This is a genomic window from Sphaerothrix gracilis Ecp01 (assembly GCF_030405905.1).
Taxonomy (GTDB): Bacteria; Cyanobacteriota; Cyanobacteriia; order Phormidesmidales; family Phormidesmidaceae; genus Sphaerothrix; species Sphaerothrix gracilis.
In genome coordinates, this window is the sequence record NZ_JASATW010000025.1 from 55,017 (window position 1) to 78,600 (window position 23,584).

The 23,584-nt window shown below is 59.3% G+C and carries 5 protein-coding genes; all 5 read right to left on the reverse strand.

Going from position 1 to position 23,584, the window contains the following annotated elements; genetic code table 11:
- Window positions 1–26: 26 nt before the first annotated feature.
- The 5 genes from QJQ48_RS22075 to QJQ48_RS22095 are packed head-to-tail and all read right to left on the reverse strand — an operon-like array spanning window position 27 to window position 23,584.
- Window positions 27–3,407 (reverse strand): amino acid adenylation domain-containing protein, encoded by a 3,381-nt coding sequence (locus QJQ48_RS22075; protein WP_346293414.1) that lies wholly within the window; start codon window positions 3,405–3,407, stop codon window positions 27–29.
- A gap of 6 nt (window positions 3,408–3,413) precedes the next feature.
- A complete protein-coding gene (locus QJQ48_RS22080) occupies window positions 3,414–4,478 on the reverse strand; it encodes an LLM class flavin-dependent oxidoreductase (protein WP_346293415.1) in 1,065 nt (354 codons plus the stop codon).
- 26 nt (window positions 4,479–4,504) lie between these two features.
- On the reverse strand, window positions 4,505–9,094 hold the full coding sequence (locus QJQ48_RS22085) for a type I polyketide synthase (protein WP_346293416.1): 4,590 nt from the start codon (window positions 9,092–9,094) through the stop codon (window positions 4,505–4,507).
- A gap of 55 nt (window positions 9,095–9,149) precedes the next feature.
- Window positions 9,150–18,929: a non-ribosomal peptide synthetase gene (locus QJQ48_RS22090; protein ID WP_346293417.1), complete on the reverse strand. Its 9,780-nt coding sequence runs from the start codon at window positions 18,927–18,929 to the stop codon at window positions 9,150–9,152.
- Entirely contained in the window at window positions 18,926–23,584 is a 4,659-nt protein-coding gene (locus QJQ48_RS22095) for a type I polyketide synthase (protein WP_346293418.1), read from the reverse strand. The genes QJQ48_RS22090 and QJQ48_RS22095 overlap by 4 nt, the downstream gene beginning before the upstream one ends.

Below are 23,584 nucleotides of genomic sequence, written 5' to 3' on the forward strand. Positions count from 1 at the left end.
ATCGCGCCGTGACATCAGTTGGGGGATTACTTGAGGCGTTTTTGCCGTCGCTGGCGCATCCGCTGTTTGCCCTGCTGGCGCTGCTCTAGCTGACGACTGACACTGGAGGGCACAGCAGATTGATCAGATGGTGTAGTCTCTCGCTGGCGCTGGTTGAGATGAGTCGCGATCGCTTCAATGGTGGGATAGCGAAACAGGTCGAGAACAGAGAGATCTGCCTGCAACTGCTGCCGGAGCTGCGTATTGACCTGAATCAGCAGCAGGGAATGACCCCCCAGTTCAAAAAAGTTGTCATGAATGCCGACGGTGTCTAACTGCAGCACCTCCTGCCAAATTGCGGCGATCGCCTGTTCTAGCTCGGTCTGAGGTTTGACGTAATCTGGCTTGAGGTCAGGACGGCTCTCGGTAGGGGGCGGCAGGGCCCGGCGATCAACCTTGCCACTGGGAGTCAGGGGCAAAGTGTCGAGCGGGACAAAGACAGACGGAATCATATAGTCCGGCAGGGACTGAGCCAGAAAATCGCGCAGGGCTGATGTGGACAACGCCGAGGCATCATACACTCCATAAGCTACTAGGCGCTGATAGCCGGAGCTGTCGTTTGAGGCGGTGACAACCGTCTCTCGAATTTCGGGATGCTGCGCTAAAGCGGCTTCAATTTCGCCCAGCTCAATGCGGAAGCCCCGCAGCTTCACCTGATAATCCAGACGGCCCAAAAACTCAATTGCTCCATCCGGGCGATAGCGGGCCAAGTCTCCTGTTCTATACAGCCTGGACCCACTCTCAGTCTGAGCAAATGGACTCGGCACAAACTTTTCTGCCGTCAACGCCGCCCGCTGCCAGTAGCCCCGCGCTAGCCCCACGCCGCCAATGTGCAGCTCGCCTGGCACGCCCACCGGCACTGACTGCCCCGCTCTGTCCAGCAGGTAAATCTGCGTATTGGCAATCGGTTTGCCAATCGGTACGCTCGTCAGTTCTGGCTCTGGCTGACACGGCCAAGCGGTCACGTCAATCGCCGCCTCAGTCGGGCCGTAGAGATTGTGCAGCTCTGCTGACAGCCGCTCCAAGAAGCGCTCCTGCAGCGCCACCGGCAGCGCTTCTCCGCTGCAGATGACCCGGCGCACACAGGCGCAACGCTCTAAATCGGGTGCTTCGAGAAACGCCTGCAGCATGGAGGGGACAAAGTGCAGCGTCGTCACCTGCTGCTGCTCAATTAGTTCTGCCAGGTAAGCGCTGTCTTTATGGCCCTCTGGCCTAGCGATCGCCAGCCGCGTACCCACCATCAGCGGCCAGAGAAACTCCCAAACCGAGACATCAAAGCTGAAAGGAGTCTTCTGCAGTACGCAGTCCGCTGTGGTTAGTCCGTAGGCAGATTGCATCCACTGCAGGCGGTTGCTCAGCGCCCCGTGGGTGTTCATCGCCCCTTTGGGCTGGCCGGTGGAGCCAGAGGTGTAGATGATGTAGGCCAGATGGGCCGGGGTGACGGCGCTAGTGGGATTGGTTGTAGGTAAAGCCGCGATCGCGGGCCAGCCCTGATCCAGGCAAATAGTGATGGCTGAATGCTTTGGTAAAGTTGCAACGAGCTGGCTGTGGGTGAGCAGCAGCGGCACCTGGCTGTCGTGGAGCATGAAGGCGAGGCGCTCGGAGGGGTAGCTAGGATCGAGTGGCACGTAGGCCCCACCCGCTTTGAGGACGGCTAGGATAGCGACGACCAGGTCCAAAGAGCGCTCGAAGCAGAGGCCCACTGGCGTATCGGGCAGGACGCCCTGTGCTTGTAGGTAGTGGGCGAGCTGGTTGGCGCGGCTGTTGAGTTCTCGGTAGCTCAGATGCTGATTGGCAAAGCTGAGGGCGATCGCGGCGGGCGTTTGCTCGACCTGCCGCTCTATCTGCTGATGCAGGCAGTCTAGGCTGTGGTATTCAGTAGCCGTTTGGTTCCAAATTTTGAGCTGATGCTGCTCAGCGGGCGTCAGGAGTGACAGTTCAGACAGGCGCTGTTGAGGACAGGCAACTAGATTTTCCAGTAGCGTTTGGAAATGGCCGACCAGTCGGGCGATAGTCGAGCGCTCAAACAGATCGGTGCTGTACTCAACCTGGCCTCGCAGCCCTGCCTCTGAGTCGAATAGGTTGAGGCGTAGCTCAAACTTCGTCGTTTCGTTGTCAAAAGCCAGGGGCTGAGCGGTTAGCTCGCCCAGGGACAACGGTGGTAAAGGGGCCAACTGCAAATCAAATTTGACCTGAAACAGCGGCACCATTTGGCTCAGATTCCGCTCTGGATTCAGGGCCGCAACGAGACGCTCAAACGGCAAATCTTGATGGGCATACGCGCCCAGCAGCACGTCCCGCACCCGCTGCAGCAGCTCTAAGCAGGTGGGATCGCCCGTTAAGTCGGTGCGCAACACCAGCGTATTCACCAACAGGCCAATCAGCCCTTCGGTTTCAACCCGATTGCGGTTGGCAATGTCGGTGCCGACGACAATATCGTGCTGATGGCTGTAGCGCTGCAGCAAAATCTTAAAGGCGGTTAGCAAGACCGTAAACAGGGTGACACCGGACTGCACACTCAAATTTTTGAGGGCATCAGATAGCGGCTTGGCGAAGGTGATAGGATACTTTGCCCCCTGAAACGTTGGCACTGCCGGGCGCGGGCGATCGCTGGGCAAGTCTAAGACCGGCAGCGCGGCCAGCTGCTGTCGCCAATAGCTGAGCTGTCGCTCTAGCTCCGTCCCCTGCAGCCACTGCCGCTGCCAGACGGCAAAATCGGCATACTGAATCGGCAGGGGCGCAAGGGGCATTGGCTGCTGGCGAGAAAAGGCCCCGTAGAGCTGCTGCAGTTCCTGGGTAAAAAGGCCCAGCGACCAGCGATCGGCAATGATGTGGTGCATTGTGACTAAGAGCAGATGCTCCGTTGCCGCCAGCTTCAGCAGCGTTAGCCGTAGCAGCGGCTGAGTCGGGTCAAAAACCCAGCGGGCCTCCTGATGTGCCACCTGTTGCGCTGCCTGCTCTGGATCGGCGGCCTGAGTCAGATCCTGCTGCACCAGCGAAACCGCAGCGTCCGGCTGGATAACCTGGATAGGTTGTCCCTCGGCCTTAGTGGTAAACGTCGTCCGCAGCGTGTCGTGACGCTGGACAACGGCCTGCAGCGCTTTTTCTAAGACCGCAACGTCCAGCCGACCCTGCAGCCGTAAACCGCTAAACACGTTATAGGAGCTGGGGTTGAGGTCTAGCTGATGAATAAACCACAGCCGCTGCTGGGCGAAAGATAGCGGTGCTTCATTTGCGGGGGCAGCGGGCGATCGCCGTGGAATGCCCAATGAAGACGGCAGGTTGAGTCCCCGCTGCTGCAGGCGCTTGGCTAGCAGCGATCGCTGAGCGGGTGAGAGGTCGGCTAGCTGTTGGGAAAGATCAGGCATGAGTTTCTAGCTGAGGGCGGCCATTGTGGGATGTTGACACTGAGCTTTTAGGGTGTTTAGGTGAGGCAGCGCCGCCATGACTTCACCAAAATTGGGATTAAAGTCAATTAGGCAGGCCACTTCATCCACGCCGGCTCGTCGTATGCGCTCAATCATAGGCAGGCAGGTAGCTTGGGAACCAATTAGCGTCCTGCCCTTGAGCCAGCCTTCGTAGGCAAATATCAGCAAGCTATCAATGTCGGCCGGCGAAAGCGACTTCAGATCAATCTTTAAATTGAGGCCCTTAGCTAAGTGCTCTAGCAGATTCAGGTGAGTCTTGAGATAGTTGCAGAAAGGCTCTCTTACCTGCTCCTTCACCGTGTCGAAGTCCTCCCCGACAAAGGTGTGCAGCATCATCGCTACTTTGCCTTGCTTTGGCTCGTGCCCGTGTTCTTGGCGGGCTTGGCGATAGAGGGAGATATGCTGGGCTACTTCGTCTAGGGTGCCAGAGAGTAGGGAGGTCAAGACGTTGGCTCCCATCTTGCCAGCCTCGATGTAGGTACTGGGGGACTGACAGACAATCCAGGGGGTGAGCTGCGGCTGTAAAGGGCGGGGGAAGGTGGCGATCTGAACTTCCTTACCCGATGCCTCCTGCAGCTCTACCGAGTCACCGCGCCACAGCTTTTGCACCATCTGAATGCCGCGCCACATGGCGGCTTTGCGATCGCTGTAGGATTCGGTTGACAACACAAAATCGTCCATTGTCCAGCCGGAGGCAAAGGCGATCGCCACGCGCCCCTGGGAGAGATTGTCTACAACCGCCCATTCTTCAGCCACCCGGGCCGGGTTATGCAGCGGCATCACGACACTGCCAGCCCGTAGCTGCAGATGCTCCGTAATCATCGCCATTGCAGCTCCCGTCACTGACGGATTGGGATACAGGCCGCCAAAGGGGTGAAAGTGACGCTCCGGCATCCACAGGGCTGAAAACCCATGCTGATCGGCAAACTTAGCGCTCTCAATCATCAGTTGATAGCTGTCAGTCTGCACTTTGGAGCCGTCTCCGGAAAAGTAAAATAGGCTAAATTCCATTGATTTAAGTCCTTCAATTTGGGTTTTCAAGCGCCAGAACGGGATTCTTCCAGATACTGCTGCACCTGATCTGGCGATAGAGTTTTGACATCTTCTAGCAACGCCGCGATCGCCTGCTCGTCCGACTGAGGCTGCTCTTGGTCAATCACCTGCGCCAGTCCTGCCACCGTTGGCGCGTCGAACAGAATACTCTTCAAGGGCAGATCCACAGCAAACTGCTGCCGCAGGCGCGAAACCACCTGAATCGCCAGCAGGGAATGGCCGCCTAGCTCAAAAAAATTGTCGTGAATGCTAACGGCTTCGATGCCCAGCAGGTCTTGCCAGATAGACGCGATCGCTTGCTGAATCTCGGTTTCAGGCGCAACGTAGTCTTTTTGAGACTGAGCTGCCTGTATGGGAGATGAGGGTGGCTGTCCGGTCTGAGGACGAGCCGACTGCGCCAGGCGCGATGACAACACGCCGGTTGAAACCACAATTTGGCCCGCCGTTGGCAGAGTTAGAACCCGCTCAATCGCTGCCCAGACTTCTGCAGGGGTCATCGAGAGTTCCAGCGCTGCGTCAACAGGCTGGGCTGAGGGCGACAGCGTCTCCGTTTGGCGAGCCTGCCGGTTCACGCTAAACCAGGGTATCTGGCCGCTACGGTTGCGATCGCTGACCACGGCATCAAGATAGGCATAGCTCGCCGTATAGGCCGCCAACCCCACGCCGCCCAGGACGCAGGCAAGAGAAGACTGCACCAGGCAAAAATCCAGCGGCCGATCGCCGAGGGCGGCCTCTAAAACCTGAAGTCCCTGTCTTCTCGCCTGGAAGGCAGCCTCACAGTTGGTTTGATCCAGGTCGGCGATCGCCTGGGTTGCCTGAGTGGCATCGATCGCGGGGGTGTAGAACACGCCCTGCAGGTCCCCGAACTGTTGTTCAGCCTGAGCGATCGCCCGTTGCAGTTGGACTACATCGGTTGTATCAGCCTCTAGCAGGCAAACCTCAGCCTCCGAGTCTTCTAGGACTCGCCACTGAAGAATGCGCTGACTGAGCAGATCATCCTCGCCATGCTGATCTAGCCACGGCTGCCACTGCTTGCGGGCAGGTAGACCACTCTCGCCGGCCAGTAAGACCTTGGCCTGCCAGGTCTCGACCAGTAGCTGGGCCAGCGAAAAGCCCAATCCTGCCGCCAGATCGCCAGCAATCAGATAAACGCCGCCTCGCCGCAGGCGCGATGTCGCAGGCATTGACGGCAACGGCAGCGGTTCAAAGCTCTGAAGCCAGCGGTGGCCGTTGCGATAGGCGACGGTCTCGGAAGCTGCCTGCCTCAACTCTGCCTGCAGCGCAGTTGAGAGCCGTTGCCTCTGACTCGACTGCGGCAGTATCTCTATGTCAATCAGCTGACAGGTCAGGTGCGGATACTCTTGTGGAATTACTTTATAGGCTCCCAGCAGCGTCGCCTGAGCGGGAGTCAGCGTCTCAGCGCCAGTCACGTCATAAAGACCCTGGGTGAGCACGCTTAGATGCCGGGGTTCCGGGTCAACCTGAGCCAGCGCCTGGGCCAGGTGAATTAAGCTGTAGAATCCGTGAGTTTGAACTGTTTCAAAGGCGGTATCTGCCTCTAAACTCCAGCAGTGGACAATCTGCTGCGGCAGCGACATCTGAGTTTGCAATGTTTGCCATAGCGTTAAGTAGTCCTCTGGCTGGTGGGGATTGAGGCAGTACTGGCGATTGCTGAGCTGCTCAAACTGCCGGCCTGAAGAGACGGTAATCACGGTCTGTCCGCTTTGCTCAAGCTGATGCGCTAGCTGAGACCCAACGCTGCCAGAATCGGTAAATAAAAGCCAGCAGGTTGATGCCGGTGTGATTCCACTAGCGTCTGCTATCAGCGGTCGCCGCTGCCAGGTGGGCAGATAGAACCAGTCAGCCATATCTGGCTGTCGTTGAATGGCGGCGGTCGCTGCTGGCAACTGCGGAGCTTGCGACGGCTCAATCCAGTAGCGCTGGCGCTCAAACGGATAGGTGGGTAATGGCAACCGCTGGCGCTGCTCGTGGGCGTAGAAGCCTGACCAGTCAATCGTCACGCCCGCCAGCCACAGTTGACCCAGCGTTTGTAGCAGATACTCACTGTCAGACACCACCTGCTGCGGATGACGCACCGTCCGCAAACAAAGCTGCTCTCTGACCTGCTGCTTCGCCAGCGTTGTCAGTGTCCGTCCCGGCCCTACCTCTAGTAAAATCCGACTTGACTCTTCCAGCAGCAGTGCCATCGCTGGGCCAAACTGCACCGGCTGCCGCAGTTGCTGGCCCCAGTAGGCCGGATCGGTGGCTTCCGCTGCCGTGAGCCAGTTGCCCGTCACGTTGGAGAGCAGGGGAATCTGCGGTGGCTGCAGCTTAACCTGTGCCACTGCCGCCGTGAACGGGGCCACCGCCTCAGCCATCAGCGGCGAGTGGAAACCGTGGGAAGTGTGCAGCCGCCGGGCCTCAATGCCGGCAGCAGCTAGCTGAGTTTGAAGCTGGGCGATCGCCGTTTCTGTGCCAGAGACTGCCGTCAGGGTTGGGGCGTTGATCGCGGCCAGGGTTACCTTGTCACTGAGCCACGGCTGCATCTCTGCGGCTGACAGCGGCACCGACAGCATTGCTCCGGTGGGGCACTGCTGCATCAGCTCGCCCCGCAGACAGACGAGCTTGAGGGCGTCATCGAGCTGAAACACCCCGGCGAGGCAGGCGGCGACCAGTTCGCCGAGGCTGTGGCCGAGGAGGGCCGCAGGCTGGATGCCCCAGCTTTGCCAGAGCTTTGCTAGGGCGTAGTCCACCACGAAGAGGGCGGGCTGGGCGTAGCGGGTTTGGCTGAGACGGTCTGCGCTGGCGGCGGTGGTGTCGGGATAGAGCAAGGTGCGCAGATCCAGGTCGAGGTGAGGCTGGAGGAGCTGGCAGCAGTGGTCTATGTGCTCGCGGAAGGTGGCTTCGCTGGCGTACAGGTCTTGGGTCATGCCGGCATACTGGGCCCCCTGACCAGGCAGCAAAAAGGCCACTTCCCGGTGTCCACTGGGGACTGGCGTTGCCGTCTGCAGAGGATCTGAAACGCTCAGGGCTTGGATTGCGTCATCCACTGTGCGACAAACGGCTAGACGGCGATAGCCAAAGGCTTTGCGTCCGACCTGTAGCGTGTAGGCCACATCTGCTAAATTCGCCTGAGGCTGCTGCCTGAGATGGCTAACCAAGTTAGCGGTGGTTTGGTCTAAGGCCGCTGCCGTTTTGGCAGACAGCGGCACTAGCTGCCAGGGGCGCGACGGGGATGACGGGGCTGGGATAGGCGCTTCTTCTAGCACCACATGGGCGTTGGTGCCGCCAATGCCGAAGGAGCTGACCCCGGCCCGGCGCGGCATTTGCTTAACGGACCAGTCCTGCAGCGTGGTATTGACATAAAACGGACTTTGGGCAAAGTCGATGTGGGGATTGGGCTGCTGAAAGTGCAGGCTGGGCGGTATTTGTCGATGCTGCAGCGCCAGCACGGTTTTAATCAGTCCGGCAACGCCCGCTGCGGTATCGAGATGGCCCACGTTGGTTTTGACCGAGCCCACCGCACAAAAGCCGGTATTGCGGGCACCACCGCTATGAAAGGCCTGGGTCAGCGCCGCAATCTCAATCGGATCGCCCAGAGCAGTGGCGGTACCGTGGGCTTCTACATAACTAATGCTGTCTGGTTCGACTTCGGCGATCGCCTGAGCGGTCCGAATCACGGCGGCTTGGCTGTCAATCCGAGGCGCGGTATAGCTCACTTTGAGTCCACCGTCGTTGTTAATGGCAGATCCTTTAATCACGGCGTGGATACAGTCGCCATCGGCGATCGCGTCCTCTAGCCGTTTGAGCGCCACCAGCCCGACCCCATTGCCTGACACCGTCCCCTCGGCAGCGGCATCAAAGGCGCGACAGTGGCCATCGGGGGAGGCAATGCCCCCTGCATGATGCAGATAGCCGATGGTTTGCTGGGCGCTGACGGTGATGCCCCCGGCCAGGGCTAAATCGCATTCCCCACTCAGCAGACTGCGACAGGCCAAATGCACGGCCACCAGTGAGGTCGAGCAGGCGGTTTGGACGGTATAGCTCGGCCCCTGCAGGTTCAGCTTGTAGGAAACCCGGGTGCTGACAAAGTCTTTGTCATTGCCCAGCATCAGTTGAAAGCGATCTACCGACTGGAGCGCCTCTGGATTGGCAACTAGATTCAGTAAATAGCTGTTGAACCCAGCGCCGGCGTAGAATCCAATCAAACCGCCATACTGTGCCGGGTCGTAACCCGCCTGCTCCAGAACTTCCCAGGCGGCCTCTAACAAAATCCGATGCTGGGGATCGGTGGTGGTGGCCTCTTTCGGATTGAAGTCGAAAAAAGCGGCATCGAATAAATCCGGATCGGCCAGGGTCGCTCTGGCTTTGACATAGTTGGGCTGGTCTAGTAACGCGGGGTCGACGCCAGCAGCCTCTAGTTCTGCCCGCGTAAACTCAGTGATGGACTCCGTCCCCTGCTGCAGGTTATGCCAAAATTCCGTCAGGTTGCGGGCACCGGGAAATCGCCCCGTCATACCAATGATGGCGATTTCTAATCCATTGAGCTGATTCACGGCTGTAGAGTCCTTCATCTGATCTGATAACGAGTGGTTGATATAGAGGAATGGCGACTTAATCCGCTGGCAGCTAAGGCTGGAACTGGCTGAGCTGGCGAAACTGTCGCAGTCGGTCTTTACCCTGCCGGAGCTGCTGCCTGCGATCGCGGTCTGTCTTGGCGTCAGTTTCGCCATTAACTGCAGCGCCCCGCTGACTCAAAAAGGCCGCTAGCGAACCCACAGTGGGATAGCGGAATAGGTCAAGTAGAGGAAACTCAAGCGCTAGGCGTTGCTGTAGCTGACTCTGCACCTGCACAAGTCGTAGGGAGTAACCGCCTAAATCGAAGAAGTTATCGTCAATGCCAACGGTTTCAAGCTCTAGAATTTGCTGCCAGACTTGAACGATTGACTGTTCTAGCTGGTTACGCGGCGCCACGTAGGTTTGGCCAGTACCGAGCCGCGTCTCCGGCTGCGGCGACGGCAGCGCCCGCCGATCGACTTTGCCGTTAGGCGTGAGGGGCAGAGCCTCTAGCGACACATAGACAGACGGCACCATGTAGCTTGGCAAGGTCTGACTGAGAAAATCACGCAGTTCCTCTAGCTCTAGGGCCGCTTGGGGATGCCGTACCAGGTAGGCCACGAGCGTTTGATCACCTGTCGTAGCATCCGCCACCACCACCGCAGTGCGAATGGCATTGTGCTGCAGCAGTCGCGCCTCAATTTCGCCCAGCTCAATGCGGAAGCCGCGAATTTTTACCTGGTGATCCATCCGGCCTAGAAATTCCAGCGTGCCGTCAGACCGATAGCGCACGCGATCGCCCGTTTTGTAAAGCCTGGAAAACTGTGGGAGTGAATCTGCCGTCTGGAACGGATTGGGAATAAACCGCTCAGCTGTCAAATCAGGCCGGTTCAGATATCCCCACGCAACACCTGCCCCGCCAATATGCAGCTCGCCCGGCACCCCAACCGGAACTGTTTTTTGCTGCTGGTCGAGCACGTAGAACTGGGTATTGGCAATGGGCCGCCCCACCGGAATCGTCGGCTGCTCTTGGTCGGTTGCCGAGAACTTTCCAGAACTCACCGGATGCACTGCGGACCAAACGGTGGTTTCCGTAGGGCCATACAGATTCCACAGAGTCTTGCCTCGCTCCAGCAGGGCATTGGCTAGGGGGCGAGGCAGCGCTTCCCCACCACACAGCAGCTTCAACGGGCGATCGCCCTGCCAGCCGCTGGCAATCAGTAGTTGCCAGGTGGCGGGTGTTGCCTGCATGACGGTGGCCTGAGCAGTCTCCATCAGGGCAGAAAGCTGTCGGCCATCGGCTGCTACTGCCTGATCGGCTAGCACGACTTGGGCTCCGGTGATCAGCGGCAGGAAGATCTCTAGGGCAGCAATATCAAACGCGATCGTCGTCACCGAGAGCAGCACATCCTGGGCCGAGAGTCCCGGCGTGCGCTGCATTGACTGCAGGAAGTTGACTACGGCGCGGTGGGGCACCTGCACCCCTTTAGGTTTGCCCGTGGAGCCAGAAGTATACAGGACATAGGCCAGGGCCTCCGGCGTGGCTAGGGCTGGCAGCGGCTCTGGGCTAGCCCGTTCAATCAGGGGGCGATCGCGCTCTAAGCACACAACTTGAGTATTGGGCGGCAGCGCGGTTATGGCTTCAGGCTGCTGCGTCACCAGCACCGCAATCCCGGCATCTTCGAGAATGAAGCGACGGCGGGCCAGGGGATAGTTGGGATCAAGGGGAATATAAGCCGCGCCTGTCTGTAGAACGGCCAGCAGGGCAATGACCAGCTCTGGCGATCGCGCTAGAGAAATGCCCACCCGCTGGCCTGGCTGAACCCCTAAATCGCGGAGATGGTGGGCGAGTTGATGAGCGCGGTCGTTGAGCTGGCGGTAGGTGAGGAGCTGCTGCTGATAGCGCAGCGCAACGGCATCCGGCGTCTGGGCGGCCTGTACCGCTACCAGCTCATGCAGGCAGGCTTCGGGGTAGATCGCCTCAGTTTGGTTCCACGCCTGGATCTGCCGCTGCTCCTGAGACGTCAGCAGGTCAATCTGGCTGATGGGCTGCTCGGGGGCCGCTACCATAGCCGCTAAAATTTGCTGCCAGTGGGCCACTAAGCGGGTCATGGTGGCCGCCTCAAACAGGTCGCAGTTGTAGTCCAAGGCTCCGCTGATCCCAGCGTCAGTTTCGCGCAGAGACAGGGTCAGATCAAATTTGGCCGCTTGAGTTTGCGACTCTAGCGGACTCAGGGTGAGTCCGGGTAGCTCCAGCGCTGCGGTGGGCGCATTTTGCCAGATGAACATGACCTGGAACAGCGGCGAATGGCTCAGGCTGCGTTCTGGCTGCAGGGCTTCTACGAGACGCTCAAACGGTAAATCTTGATGCGCGTAGGCGGACAGGGCCATCTCGCGCACTCGGTGCAGCGCCTGTTGCACAGTCGGCTGGCCTGACAGGTCAGTCCGCAGGACTAAGGTATTCACAAAAAAGCCAATTAGCCCTTCAATTTCGGCCCGGTTGCGATTGGCGATGGGAGAGCCCACCACGATGTCCTCATGGCCGCTGTAGCGAGACAGCAGGATTTGGAACGCCGTCAGCAGCGTCATGAATAGGGTGCAGTGCTGCTGCTGGCTGAAGCGCTTTAAAGCCTGGGCTTGAGCGGTAGAAAGGGTAAAGATATGCCGCTCACCCCGAAACGTTTGCAGCGCTGGTCGGGGATGGTCATAGGGTAGCTCCAAGACTGGGGGGGCGCCGGCAAGCTGCTGTTGCCAGTAGGCGAGCTGTTCCTCTAGGCGATCGCCTTGCAGATACCGCCGCTGCCAAGCCGCAAAATCTCCATACTGAATCGGCAGGTCGGCCAACGGCGCAGACCGCCCCTGACAAAAGGCTTCGTAGAGGTCGGCTAGCTCCTGGATGAGTACGCCCATTGACCAGCCATCCGAGATAATATGATGCAGGGTGAGCAGCAGCACATACTCCTGGGGCTGCACCTGCACCAGCCGGACGCGCAAGAGGGGACTACAGTTGAGGGCAAACGGCTGTTGAGCTTCCGTCTGGGCTAGGTCGCTGACGGCCCGGTCTTGCTGCGAGGTCGGTAGTGCCCTGAGATCGATCAGCGGCACCTGTAGCGCCATCGCCGCCGACACCACGGGGACTGGTTGACCCGCCTGAGACTCAAAGGCAGTACGCAGAACCTCGTGCCGGGCGACAATCGCGGCCAAGCTGCGCTGGAGCGCTGGGATATTGAGATCGCCCTGAAGCCGCACCGCCGTCGGTACGTTGTAAAACGGGCTATCTGGTTCGAGCTGGGCTAGAAACCAGAGGCGCTGCTGGGCAAAGGACAGGGGTAGCGGCTCAGCGGCATTCCGGGGCTGTAGGGGCAGACTGGCTGCGGGTGCCGTCAAGCGCTGCCTTTCTACGCTCGCGGCCAGCTCCGCCACCGTCGGAAATTCAAACAGATGACGCAGCGGTATTTCAATTTGAAAAGTCTGCCGGACTTGGGAAATAACCTGCGTCGCCAGCAGCGAGTGCCCCCCTCGCTCAAAGAAGTTATCTTGCACGCCCACAGCGTCTTGCTGCAGCACGTCCTGCCAGACTCCCACCAGAATTTCTTCTACGGGCGTACGGGGGGCGATCGCCTGAGCCTCGGCGATCGCCTGAGCTTCAGTGAGTGGAGGCAACTGGCGGCGATCAACTTTGCCGTTAGCCGTCAGCGGTAGCCCCTCTAAAGCCACAAAGGCCGCAGGTACCATGTAATCTGGCAGCCTGGTTTTTAGCCAGCGCCGCAAATCAGCAGGCGTGCCTGCCTCGGTTCTCCAAACGACATAGGCGACCAGTTGCTGGCTATTGCCTAAAGCGGCTTGGGCCAGTACCACTGCTTGCCGCACCTGAGGGTGCTGGGTCAGAGCGGTTTCAACTTCGCCCAGCTCAATCCGGAAGCCGCGAATCTTGACCTGATGATCCAGACGGGCCAGACATTCCAGCGTCCCGTCTGGGCGATAGCGGGCCAAATCGCCAGTTTTGTACAGTCGAGATCCCGGCACCGGACTCAAGGGGTGAGGGATAAAAGCCGCCGCCGTTAAATCAGGGCGATGCAGATAGCCCCGGGCTAGCCCTGCTCCGCCAATGTAGAGTTCTCCCACGACACCGCTGGGAACGAGCTGGTAGTGGCGATCGAGGACATAAAGTTCGGTGTTGGCGATCGCCCGACCAATGGGAATCGGCCCCGGATAGGAGCTGTCTGGTGGCACTGAATAGACACAGCAGCCGACCACCGTCTCCGTTGGGCCATACTCATTGATCAGCCGCGTGGCAGGCGCAGATCGCTGCCAAAAGGCAATATGCTCTGGCAGCAGGTTTTCACCCCCAATCACGAAGGCGTTGGTGCAGTCGGCGACTTCAGCGGCGGCCAGCTGTTCGGCCAGCAGCTGGAGCTGAGCCGGCGTAATTTTGACTAAGCTGAGCTGCGATCGCTGCCGGAGCGCCATCGCCAGGGCATCGATACCCCAGGCTGCCGGAACCAGTTCTACTGACTGTCCCACCAGCAGGGGTGAGAATAATCCGGTGACGGTTAGATCAAAGGCAAGGGAGGAATGCACAAGGGTGCCCTGGCCTTGGGCAACCTCATAGGCTTGGGTACACCAGTGGAGATAGTTTGCCAGACCCCGCTGGGTGATCAGGGTGCCCTTGGGATGGCCAGTGGAGCCTGAGGTATAGATGACATAGGCCAGCTGGTCAAGTTGGCTGGCAACGCGAGCGAAGGATGAGGGATACTGAGCGACCGCCTCGCGGTCAGTATCGAGGCAGATGTAGGGGATTTGTAAAACCGGCAGGGTGGCTAAGCAAGATTGCTGCGTCAGCAGGACCGCCACTTGAGCGTCCTGGAGCATGTAGGCCAGCCGCGCCGCCGGATAGGTTGGATCGAGCGGGACGTAAGCCCCACCAGCCTTGAGGATCGCGAGCAGGCCCACCACCATCGCCAGCGATCGCTCAACGCAGAGTCCGACTAAACGCTCCGGGCCAATTCCTTGCTGCTGTAAATAATGGGCCAGTTGATTAGCCTGCTGATCTAACTGGCGGTAGGTGAGCTGCTGGTCGCCATAGATCACCGCAGTGGCGTTAGGAGTCCGGCTGACCTGGCGTTCGATCCAGTCAATGACGGTGCCGTCTGGAACTGATGCCGGGGAGGTATTCCACTGTAGCCACTGCTGCTGCTCAGACGGGGTCAGCAGCGGCAGTTCCCCAATGGGCCAGTCAGGATGGGCGGTCATGGCCGTCCACACGGTTTGCAAATGCCCGGCCAGCCGCTCAATCGTGGCGGCGGCAAACAGATCGGTGCTGTATTCCAAGCGCGCCGTCAATCCCGCCGGGGTTTCTGTCATCGACAGGGTGAGATCAAATTTGGCAACGGGGCGATCGCTGGCTACCAAGTCCACCGCTAGTTCTGGCAGCAGTAAAGGCTGAGGCGGTGTTTGCCACACAAACATCACCTGAAACAGCGGCGTATGACTAAGATCGCGCTCCGGCTGGATCGCTTCAACTAGCTGTTCAAAGGGCAGATCCTGATGGGCATAGGCGGCTAAAGCCATCTGCCGCACGCGCCCTAGCAGATCTCTAACGGTGGGATTTTCCGAGAGGTCGGTGCGCAGCACTAAGGTATTCACGAAGCAACCAATGAGCGGTTCTAGCTCTGGCCGCGTGCGATTGGCAATCGGTGAACCCACCACCACATCGTCGCTCTGGCTATAACGGCTGAGCAGTAGGGTAAATCCAGCCAGCAATGTCATAAATAGGGTGCAGCCCTGCTGCTGGCTGAGCGCTTGGAGTTTGTCTGTGAGTTCGCGGCAGAGGGTGAACTCGTAGCTGCTGCCGCAGAAGGTCTGGATCGGCGGACGCGGGTAGTCTGCCGGCAGAGACAGCGCGGCGGGGATATTGGCCAGCTGCTGCTGCCAATAGTCAAGCTGAGTGGTCAGACGCTCTCCCTGCAGCCATTGCCGCTGCCAGGCCGCAAAATCAACATATTGAATCGGTAGAGAGGGTAGGGGAGCGGGCCGCTGCTGGCAATAGGCTGCATACAGTATCGTGAGCTCTTGCCGCAGTACCCCAATCGACCAGCCGTCGGTGACGATGTGATGCATGGCAATGAGCAGCCGGTGATCGCGATCGCTCAGTTTCAGCAATCGCACCCGCAGCAGCCAGTCAGTCGCTAAATTAAACGGCTGCCGCGCATTGAATTCAATCTGCTGCTGTAGGGCTACAGTTTGGGCTGTCGCCGACAAAGCGCTCAGATCGATCACGGGCAGGGGCAGAACGATATCGTGGCTAATCTCGACAACGGGGCGAGTCTGATGAACGGGAAAACGTGTGCGGAGGCTTTCATGACGTCGCACAATTTCCTGCAGGCTGTGGTAAAGCGCCTGGATATTCAAAGCCCCCTCAAGCCGGATCGTCGCTGGCAGCGTATAAAACGGGCTGTCGGGTTCAAGCTGGGCCAGAAACCAGAGGCGCTGCTGGGCAAAGGACAGGGGGAGCGGCTGAGTACGCCCGACTGGCGGAATTGAGGACGCTGCCTGGGGAGCCCTTTCCTGTCGGGCGGTCTCAAGGGCGATCGCCAAAGCGGCAATTGTGGGAGATTCAAACAGTTGGCGCAGGGATAGGTCTACTTGAAAATGACGCTGTACCTGAGCCATTACCTGGGTTGCCAGGAGAGAATGGCCCCCTAGCTCAAAGAAATTATCGTCAATGCCGACCGTTTCCAGGTTGAGCACTTGGCTCCAAATCTGGACCAGGCGTTCTTCAACTGGCGTTTGGGGGCGGGTTGTCGGCGGCTTTTGGGGTTGCCACTGGGGTTCCGGCAGCGATCGCCGATTGATCTTGCCGTTGGGCGTCAAAGGCAGTGCCTCTAGGGAGACAAAAGCTGCTGGCACCATATAGTCCGGTAGGGTTCGCCGCAGGTGCGATCGCATCTCGGCTACGTCAATGGCCTGCTCAGACTGGACATAGGCGACTAGGCGGCGATCGCCCCGCACGTCGCGATCTACCACCACGCTTTTCTGCACGCCGGGGTGCTGATCCAAAACCGCCTCAATTTCACCTAGCTCAATCCGGAAGCCGCGCAGCTTCACCTGATAGTCAATGCGGCCCAGAAACTCCAGCGTGCCATCGGCGCGGTAGCGAACGCGATCGCCGGTTCGGTAGAGCCGCGCCGAGGTTGCTCCCTCAAAACCAGCCGCTGCGGTAGTAAACGGATTTGGCACAAACTTCTCTGCCGTTAATCCAGGCCGATTGAGATAGCCTTGGGCTAGCCCCGCCCCGCCGATGTACAGCTCACCCGGCACACCCACCGGCACTGGCTGCAGGTGACGATCGAGTACATAGAGCTGCGTATTGGCGATCGCCCGGCCTAAAGGAATCGCTGTGGTCGCTGCGGATGGCTGCTCAGCCGTGACCTGATGCTGCGCCGACCAAATGGTGGTTTCTGTCGGCCCGTACAGATTCCACAGGGATGCGCACCGCTGTAGCAGTGCCTCAGCTAAAGCATGAGACAGTGCTTCTCCCCCACACAGCAGCTTCAAGCCCTGCTTACCTGGCCAGCCAGCCGTAATCAACAGTTGCCAGGTGGCGGGGGTCGCCTGCATCACCGTCGCCTGCGCCCGGTCAATTAGCGCTGCTAGCTGTGGCCCATCGGCTGCCGTCAAGCGGTCTGCCAGCACCCCCCGAGCGCCAGTTATCAGCGGCAGAAACAGCTCCAGGCCCGCAATGTCAAAGGCGATGGTCGTTACAGCCAGCATCACATCCTGCGGGGCCAGTCCTGGCAGGCGCTGCATCGACTTTAGAAAGTTGACCACAGCCCGATGCGGAATCTGGACGCCTTTGGGCTTGCCGGTCGAGCCGGAGGTATAAATGACGTAGGCCAAATGCTCAGGTGTGATCGGCGCTGGGGGATTGTTTGTGGGACCAGTGGCAAGGGTGGGCCAGTCCCGATCCAGACAGACCACTTGGGCGGTTGGGGCGGGCAGCGCAGCTAGCAGCGGGGCTTGAGTCAGCAGCAGCGGCACTTGGGCATCCTCCAGCACCAGAGCCAAGCGCTCAGTCGGGTAGGTGGGGTCAAGCGGGAGGTAAGCCCCACCCGCTTTGAGGATAGCCAGCATACCAATCACCATCTCCAGAGAGCGCTCTAGGCAGAGGCCGACAAGGGTGCCGGGGGCGACGCCAAGCTGTTGCAAGTGGTGAGCGAGCTGGTTGGCGCGGGCATTGAGTTCCCGGTAGCTCAGATGCTGTTCTGCAAAACTGAGGGCGACGGCAGCCGGCGTCTGCTCAACCTGGGCTTCGATAAGCTGATGCAGGCAGTCCTGATAGGGAGATGGAACATCGCCGGTTTGGGTGGCATTCCACTCCACCAACATCTGACGCGCGGCCGTCTTAGACAGCAGCGGCAGCTCGGAGAGGCGCTGCTGCGGATGGGTGACAACGCCGTTCAGCAAGACCTGAAAATGCTCTAAAAATCGCTCGATGGTAGCGGCATCAAACAAATCAGTGTTGTACTCGCAAATCCCCTGAATGCCACCAGCAGGGGTTTGGGATAGGTTTAGCATCAGGTCAAAGCGAGCGGTGCCGCTATCAACCATGACGGGTTCTAGTGTCAGATCGGCCATTGCAGTAGACGCTAGCGGCACGCCCTGCAGCACAAACATCACCTGAAATAGCGAGCTGTAGCTGAGATTACGCGCTAGATGTAGCTCTTCGATTAGCTTCTCAAACGGGACGTCCTGATGGGCATAAGCATCTAGGGCGATCGCCTGAACCCGCTGCAGCAGCGTGATGAAGCTCGGATCGCCAGAGAGGTCTGTTCGCAGCACCAGCGTATTGGCGAAAAAGCCGATCAGCCGCTCTAGTTCCGGGTGGGTGCGGTTGGCAATGGGAGATCCTACCAGAATGTCGGTCTGTCCCGTGTAGCGATACAGCAGGGTCTGAAAAGCCGCCAGTAGCGTCATGAACAGCGTGACGCCCTGCTGCTGGCTCAAAGTTTGGAGCGGTTTGACTAAATCTGGGGGAATTTTGAAAAAATGGCGAGTGCCTCTAAAGGTCTGCGCGGCTGGCCGAGGCCGATCGGTTGGCAGATCTAGCAGCTCTGGACTGTTTTGTAGCTGCTGGCGCCAGTAAGCAAGCTGGCGCTCTAGGGCCTCACCCTGAAGCTGCTGCCGCTGCCAGTGGGCAAAGTCGGCATACTGAATCGGCAACGCTGCCAGCGGCGAAGGCTGTCCCTGCACAAATGCCTGATACAGGGTTGTTAGCTCTGGCAAAAAGATGCCGCGACACCAGCCATCGGCGATGATATGGTGCAGCGTTACCAGCAGCCAAGCGTCAGCGTCTCCCCAAGTCAGCAGAGTGGTGCGCATCAGCGGCCCCTGGGCCAGGTCAAACGGCCAGCGCAGTTCTGTCTGGGCGAGCTGCTGCAGTTCGCACTTTCGCGGCTGGGCTGGCAGGTTTTGCAGATCCACAACCCGTAGGGGAAGGGTCAACGTTGGCGCGATCGCCTGTACCGGCTGTCCCGCAATAGCAGGAAAGCTCGTGCGCAAGACCTCGTGCCGCCTGACCATCTCGTTAAAGGCTCGCTCTAAAACGGCTACGTTGACCTGCCCCCGCAAGCGCAGCGCTGCCGATATGTTGTATTCCGGGCTCTTGCCCTGGAACTGGTCTAGAAACCACAGCCGCTGCTGGGCAAAGGATAGGGGCAGGCCATCCGCCGCTTGACGGCGCGGCAGGGAGGATGGAGACGGCGGCTTTGAGCTAGCTCGCTGTAGCTGCTGCTCTAATAAGGCTCGCTGTTCTGGCGATAGCGCTGCAATCCGCTTAGCAAACTCATTCATGATCTGGCATCCTGACTGACCGACTCCCGCGAAGTCTGCTGCGTCAGCTTCGCCTGAACTTCTGCGGGAGAAAGATTCTCAATTTCGCTTAATAGCTGTTCCATCCGATCGGCAGCAACAGTCTCTACCTGTGCGGACAGTTGCGCCGCAATCGCCTGGGCTAATCCGGCCACCGTGGGCGCTCCAAACAAAATGCTCTTGAGCGGCAGTTCTACCTGAAACTGCTCTCGCAGGCGGGAAATGACCTGCACCGCCAGCAGCGAATGCCCCCCCAGCTCAAAGAAATTGTCGTGCAGACCAATCGGCTCTAGACCCAGCAGCGCTTGCCAAACAGCCGCGATCGCCTGTTCAGTCTCGGTTTGGGGTGGTTCGTAGTCATTGCTGAGCGCAGGTCGGGTGTGGGCAGCGGTGCTCGTCCGCGATCGCAGCTGCTGCTGCCACACATCTGGCGTTTCAGTCAGCTGGGCTGCTTGCGCTAATCTGGCTGCTAGCGCAGCGGTAGACGCCACTACCTGCCCTGTCCCCGGCATCGCTAGCAGTCGCTGCATGGCCTCCCACACTTCTGCCGGCGTCATTGCTAGCTCGCTTACAGCGGGATGAGCGGAGGCGAGCAGGTCAGCGTCCCATTCTGAATGCCAGGCCTGACGGTTGAGACAGAACCAGGGGGTTGCCTGGGTGTGACAGCGCTGAGTGACCGCCGCGTCTAGGCAGCTATAGCTGGCGGTATAAGCGGCCAGTCCTAGCCCGCCCAGGACACAGGCTAGGGAAGACTGCACCAGATAAAAATCCAGTGATTTATGCTGTAGGGCCTGTTCCAGCACCCGCAGTCCCTGCAGGCGGGACTCTATTTCTGCAGCGCTATTGGCCCGATTGAGTTCGGCAAGGGAACGGGCCGCTTGGGCGGCATTAATCGCGGGGGTATAGATCACCCCATGCAGGGTGCCAAACTGCTGATCAATTTGAGCGATCGCCCGCTGCATCTGGTCAGCATTGGTCAGCTCGGCTTCAAACAGCAGAATTTGCGCCCCAGCCCGCTCTAAAGCTTGAATCTGCGCAATCCGGCGGCTGACCGCATCGTCCTCGGCATGGGAGGTCTGCCATTGCTGCCACAGGTGCCGCTCCGGGATGCCGCTCTGCCCCACCAGGGCAATCTGAGCCTGCCAGGTTTCAATTAAAGCCTGGGCGATCGCAAACCCCAGTCCGTTGACTAAGTCACCAGCAATCAGATACACTCCGCCCCGCCGCAAACGTGACGCCTCAGGCGTTGATGGTAACGGCAGCGGCTCAAAGGTTTGCAGCCAGCGGTGAGGCCCGCGATAGGCCACCGTCAGGTCTGTGGGCGCAGTCAGCAGCTCGGCCAGCAGCGGTGGGGGGGGAGTGGCTGTCGGTGGCCCAACGTCCAAATCGAGATGGCGACAGGTAAGGTGGGGATATTCCTGGGGAATTACCTTGCAGGCTCCCAGAATCGCAGCCTGCTCTGGCGGTGCCGCTTCGGTACCCACCACGTCATGCAGGCCGCAGGTCAGCACGTTGATTTGCAGGGATGAGACATGTCCTAAGTGTTTGGCGATCGCCTGGGTCAGCGAGATCAGGCTATAAAAAGCCGTATGAGCATCAGCCAGAAAAGCTTCAGCCCCCGCAGACGCTAGACTCCAGCCATACAAAACCCGCTGCGGCGTGGCGTGACGAATCATCACCGTTTGCAACAGCGTTTCGTAGTCTTCCGGCTGATTGGGATTAAGACCATACTGGCGATCGCCCAGTGAGGTAAATTCGGCTGCGGGCGTTACCTGAATCACCGTTTGTCCGGCCTGCTCCAGGGGCTGAAGCAGCGGCTCGACTAGCGAGGCAGCATCTGGAGTTAAAAATACCAGCCAGCAGAATGACTCTGCATTCTGCGGCAGCTGGGTAAGGGGTTGGGCCCGCCGCCACGACGGTAGATAAAACCAGTCTGCCTCAGACCTGCGAGCGAGCGAATGGCCAGTCGGCTGCGAGGCTGGCCCAGCTTCAATCCAGTAGCGCTGCCGTTCAAACGGATAGGTGGGTAGGGGCAGGCGCTGCCGCTGCTCGTGCGCATAGAAGCCTGACCAGTCAATCCCCACGCCCGCTAACCAGAGCTGTCCCAGCGTCTGCAACAAATACTCACCGTCAGATACCGCCTGCTGCGGCTGGCGCAGTGACGTTAGGAGCAGTTGCTCTGCCGCCACCTGCTGCCTGGCCAAAGTGGTCAACGTGCGTCCGGGGCCGACTTCTAGCAGAATCTGGCTGGAGCCCTGTACCAGGTTGTGGATGCCTGCGGCAAACTGCACCGGCTGCCGTAACTGTTGCCCCCAGTAGTGCGGATCGGTGGCTTCTTCATCCGTTAGCCAAGTCCCGGTCACATTGGAGAGGAGGGGGATTTGCGGTGGCTGCAGAGATACCTGCTGGACGGCGGCCACGAACGGCCGAACGGCAGCTTCCATCAGGGGAGAATGGAACCCGTGAGAGGTGTGCAAGCGGCGAGTTTCAGTCCCCTGGGTCGCCAGCTCAGCGGCGAGGGTGGCGATCGCGGCTTCAGGGCCTGAGACAACCGACAGAGACGGCGCATTGCTGACCGCTAGGGTGATTTCTGAACTCAGCCAGGGCTGCAGCGCTGCGGCGGAAAGGGGCACTGACAGCATGGCCCCCGTAGGACACTGCTGCATTAGCTCTGCTCGCAGCACTACCAGCTTTAAAGCATCTTCGAGCGCAAAGATGCCCGCCAAGCAGGCCGCCACCAGTTCACCGAGGCTGTGACCCAGCAGGGCACCGGGCTGAATGCCCCAACCCATCCACAGTTTTGCTAAGGCATACTCAATTACAAAGAGAGCGGGCTGAGCCCAGCGAGTTTGGTTTAGCTGTTGGGCGTAATTAGCTGAATTGCTGGAAAACAGAATCTCTCGCAGGTCTATGTCTAACTTAGGCGTCAGTAACTGGCAGCACTGATCGACGACTGCCCGAAACGTGGGTTCGCTGTCGTATAGTTCTTGGGCCATGCCGGGATACTGCGTCCCCTGCCCCGGAAAGAGAAAGGCGATCGCCCGGTGCTCTCCGGTGGTTTGCCCCGTCAAGACCCGTGGCGGCTCAGCGGATTCTAGGACTGAGGCTACATCAGCAGTTACATCAGCGGACTGGCAAACGACCAGCCGCCGATGGGCCAAGGCTGGGCGACCCACCTGCAGGGTGTAGGCAATATCTGCCAGGTTGAGATCAGATGCCTGCTGCAAATGCGTGGCTAAGTTAGCCGTTGCCGTATCTAAAGCCGTTTCGGTCTTGGCAGAAAGCAGCAGCAGTTGCCAGGGGCGAGACGGCTGAGCCGATTCGCGGGGAGGGGCTTCTTCTAAAACGACGTGGGCATTGGTGCCGCCGATGCCAAAAGAGCTCACGCCAGCTCGACGAGGCGCGCCGTTGGACTGCCAGTTTCTCAGTTGGGTATTGACGTAAAAAGGACTGTTGGCAAAGTCAATATGGGGATTAGGCTGCTGAAAATGTAGGCTCGGCGGAATCTGCTGGTGTTTCAGCGCCAGCAGCGTTTTGATCAGTCCGGTGATGCCAGCCGCCGTATTCAGATGACCGACATTGGTTTTGACTGAGCTAATGGCGCAGTTCTGAGTCGGCACAGAGCTGGGCTGAAAGACGCGGTTTAAAGCCTTAATTTCAATCGGATCTCCCAGCGCTGTGCCGGTGCCGTGGGCCTCGATATAGCTGATACTGCTGGGGTCAACCTCCGCGATCGCCAGAGCTTCAGCCACCACATCGGCCTGACCTTCTACGCTGGGCGCGGTATACCCGACTTTTTCGGCCCCATCGTTATTAATAGCCGATCCCCTGATCACACCATAGATATGATCACCATCGGTCAGGGCTTCCTCCAGCCGCTTTAACACCACCAGTCCCAGGCCGCTGCCAAACACCGTGCCTTCAGCCTGAGCGTCAAAGGCGCGGCAGTGTCCATCCGGTGAGGCAATACTGCCGGGCTGATGCAGATAGCCCTCAGATCGCAGATTCTGCAGCGAAATACCGCCAGCGATCGCCATATCGCACTGATAGCCCAGCAGACTACGGCAGGCCAGATGCACCGCCACCAGAGAGGTTGAGCAAGCTGTCCCCACGCTGAGGCTGGGGCCTTTGAGGTTCAGCAGATAAGAGATTCGAGTGGCCAGGTAATCCTTATCGTTACTGATCAGCGCTTCTAAAGTCTGAGACTGCAACAGCTCAGGGTGGGACGCCAGATGCTGCAGCAGATAGTGACTCAGGTTGGAGCCGACGAAGACGCCGGTGACTGCTGGTGTAGCCGGGGGCGGATAACCCGCATCTTCTAAGGCAGTCCAGGCAGATTCCAGCAGCAGGCGATGCTGCGGGTCCATCAGCTCGGCTTCTCTGGGGGTAAAACCAAAAAAGGCCGCGTCAAAAGTTTCAACATCTGACAGGACAGCGCCCGCTTTGACGTAGTTGGGCCGCGCCAGCAGAGTCGCATCCACGCCTGCCGCCCGCAGCTCTGCCTCGGAGAAGCGGGTAATTGTCTCTTTACCCTGACAGAGATGCTGCCAAAACTGGGCAACGGTGTCTGCGCCCGGAAATCGACCCGCAAGGCCAATGACCGCGATCGCGGCTGCAGCCTGATTCGTATCTGACAT

Coding starts and splice junctions, on each gene's coding strand:
- QJQ48_RS22080 (WP_346293415.1), bottom strand. CDS start 4,478: ATGGAATTTAGCCTATTTTACTTTTCCGGAGACGGCTCCAAAGTGCAG.
- QJQ48_RS22095 (WP_346293418.1), bottom strand. CDS start 23,584: ATGTCAGATACGAATCAGGCTGCAGCCGCGATCGCGGTCATTGGCCTT.
- QJQ48_RS22075 (WP_346293414.1), bottom strand. CDS start 3,407: ATGCCTGATCTTTCCCAACAGCTAGCCGACCTCTCACCCGCTCAGCGA.
- QJQ48_RS22085 (WP_346293416.1), bottom strand. CDS start 9,094: ATGAAGGACTCTACAGCCGTGAATCAGCTCAATGGATTAGAAATCGCC.
- QJQ48_RS22090 (WP_346293417.1), bottom strand. CDS start 18,929: ATGAATGAGTTTGCTAAGCGGATTGCAGCGCTATCGCCAGAACAGCGA.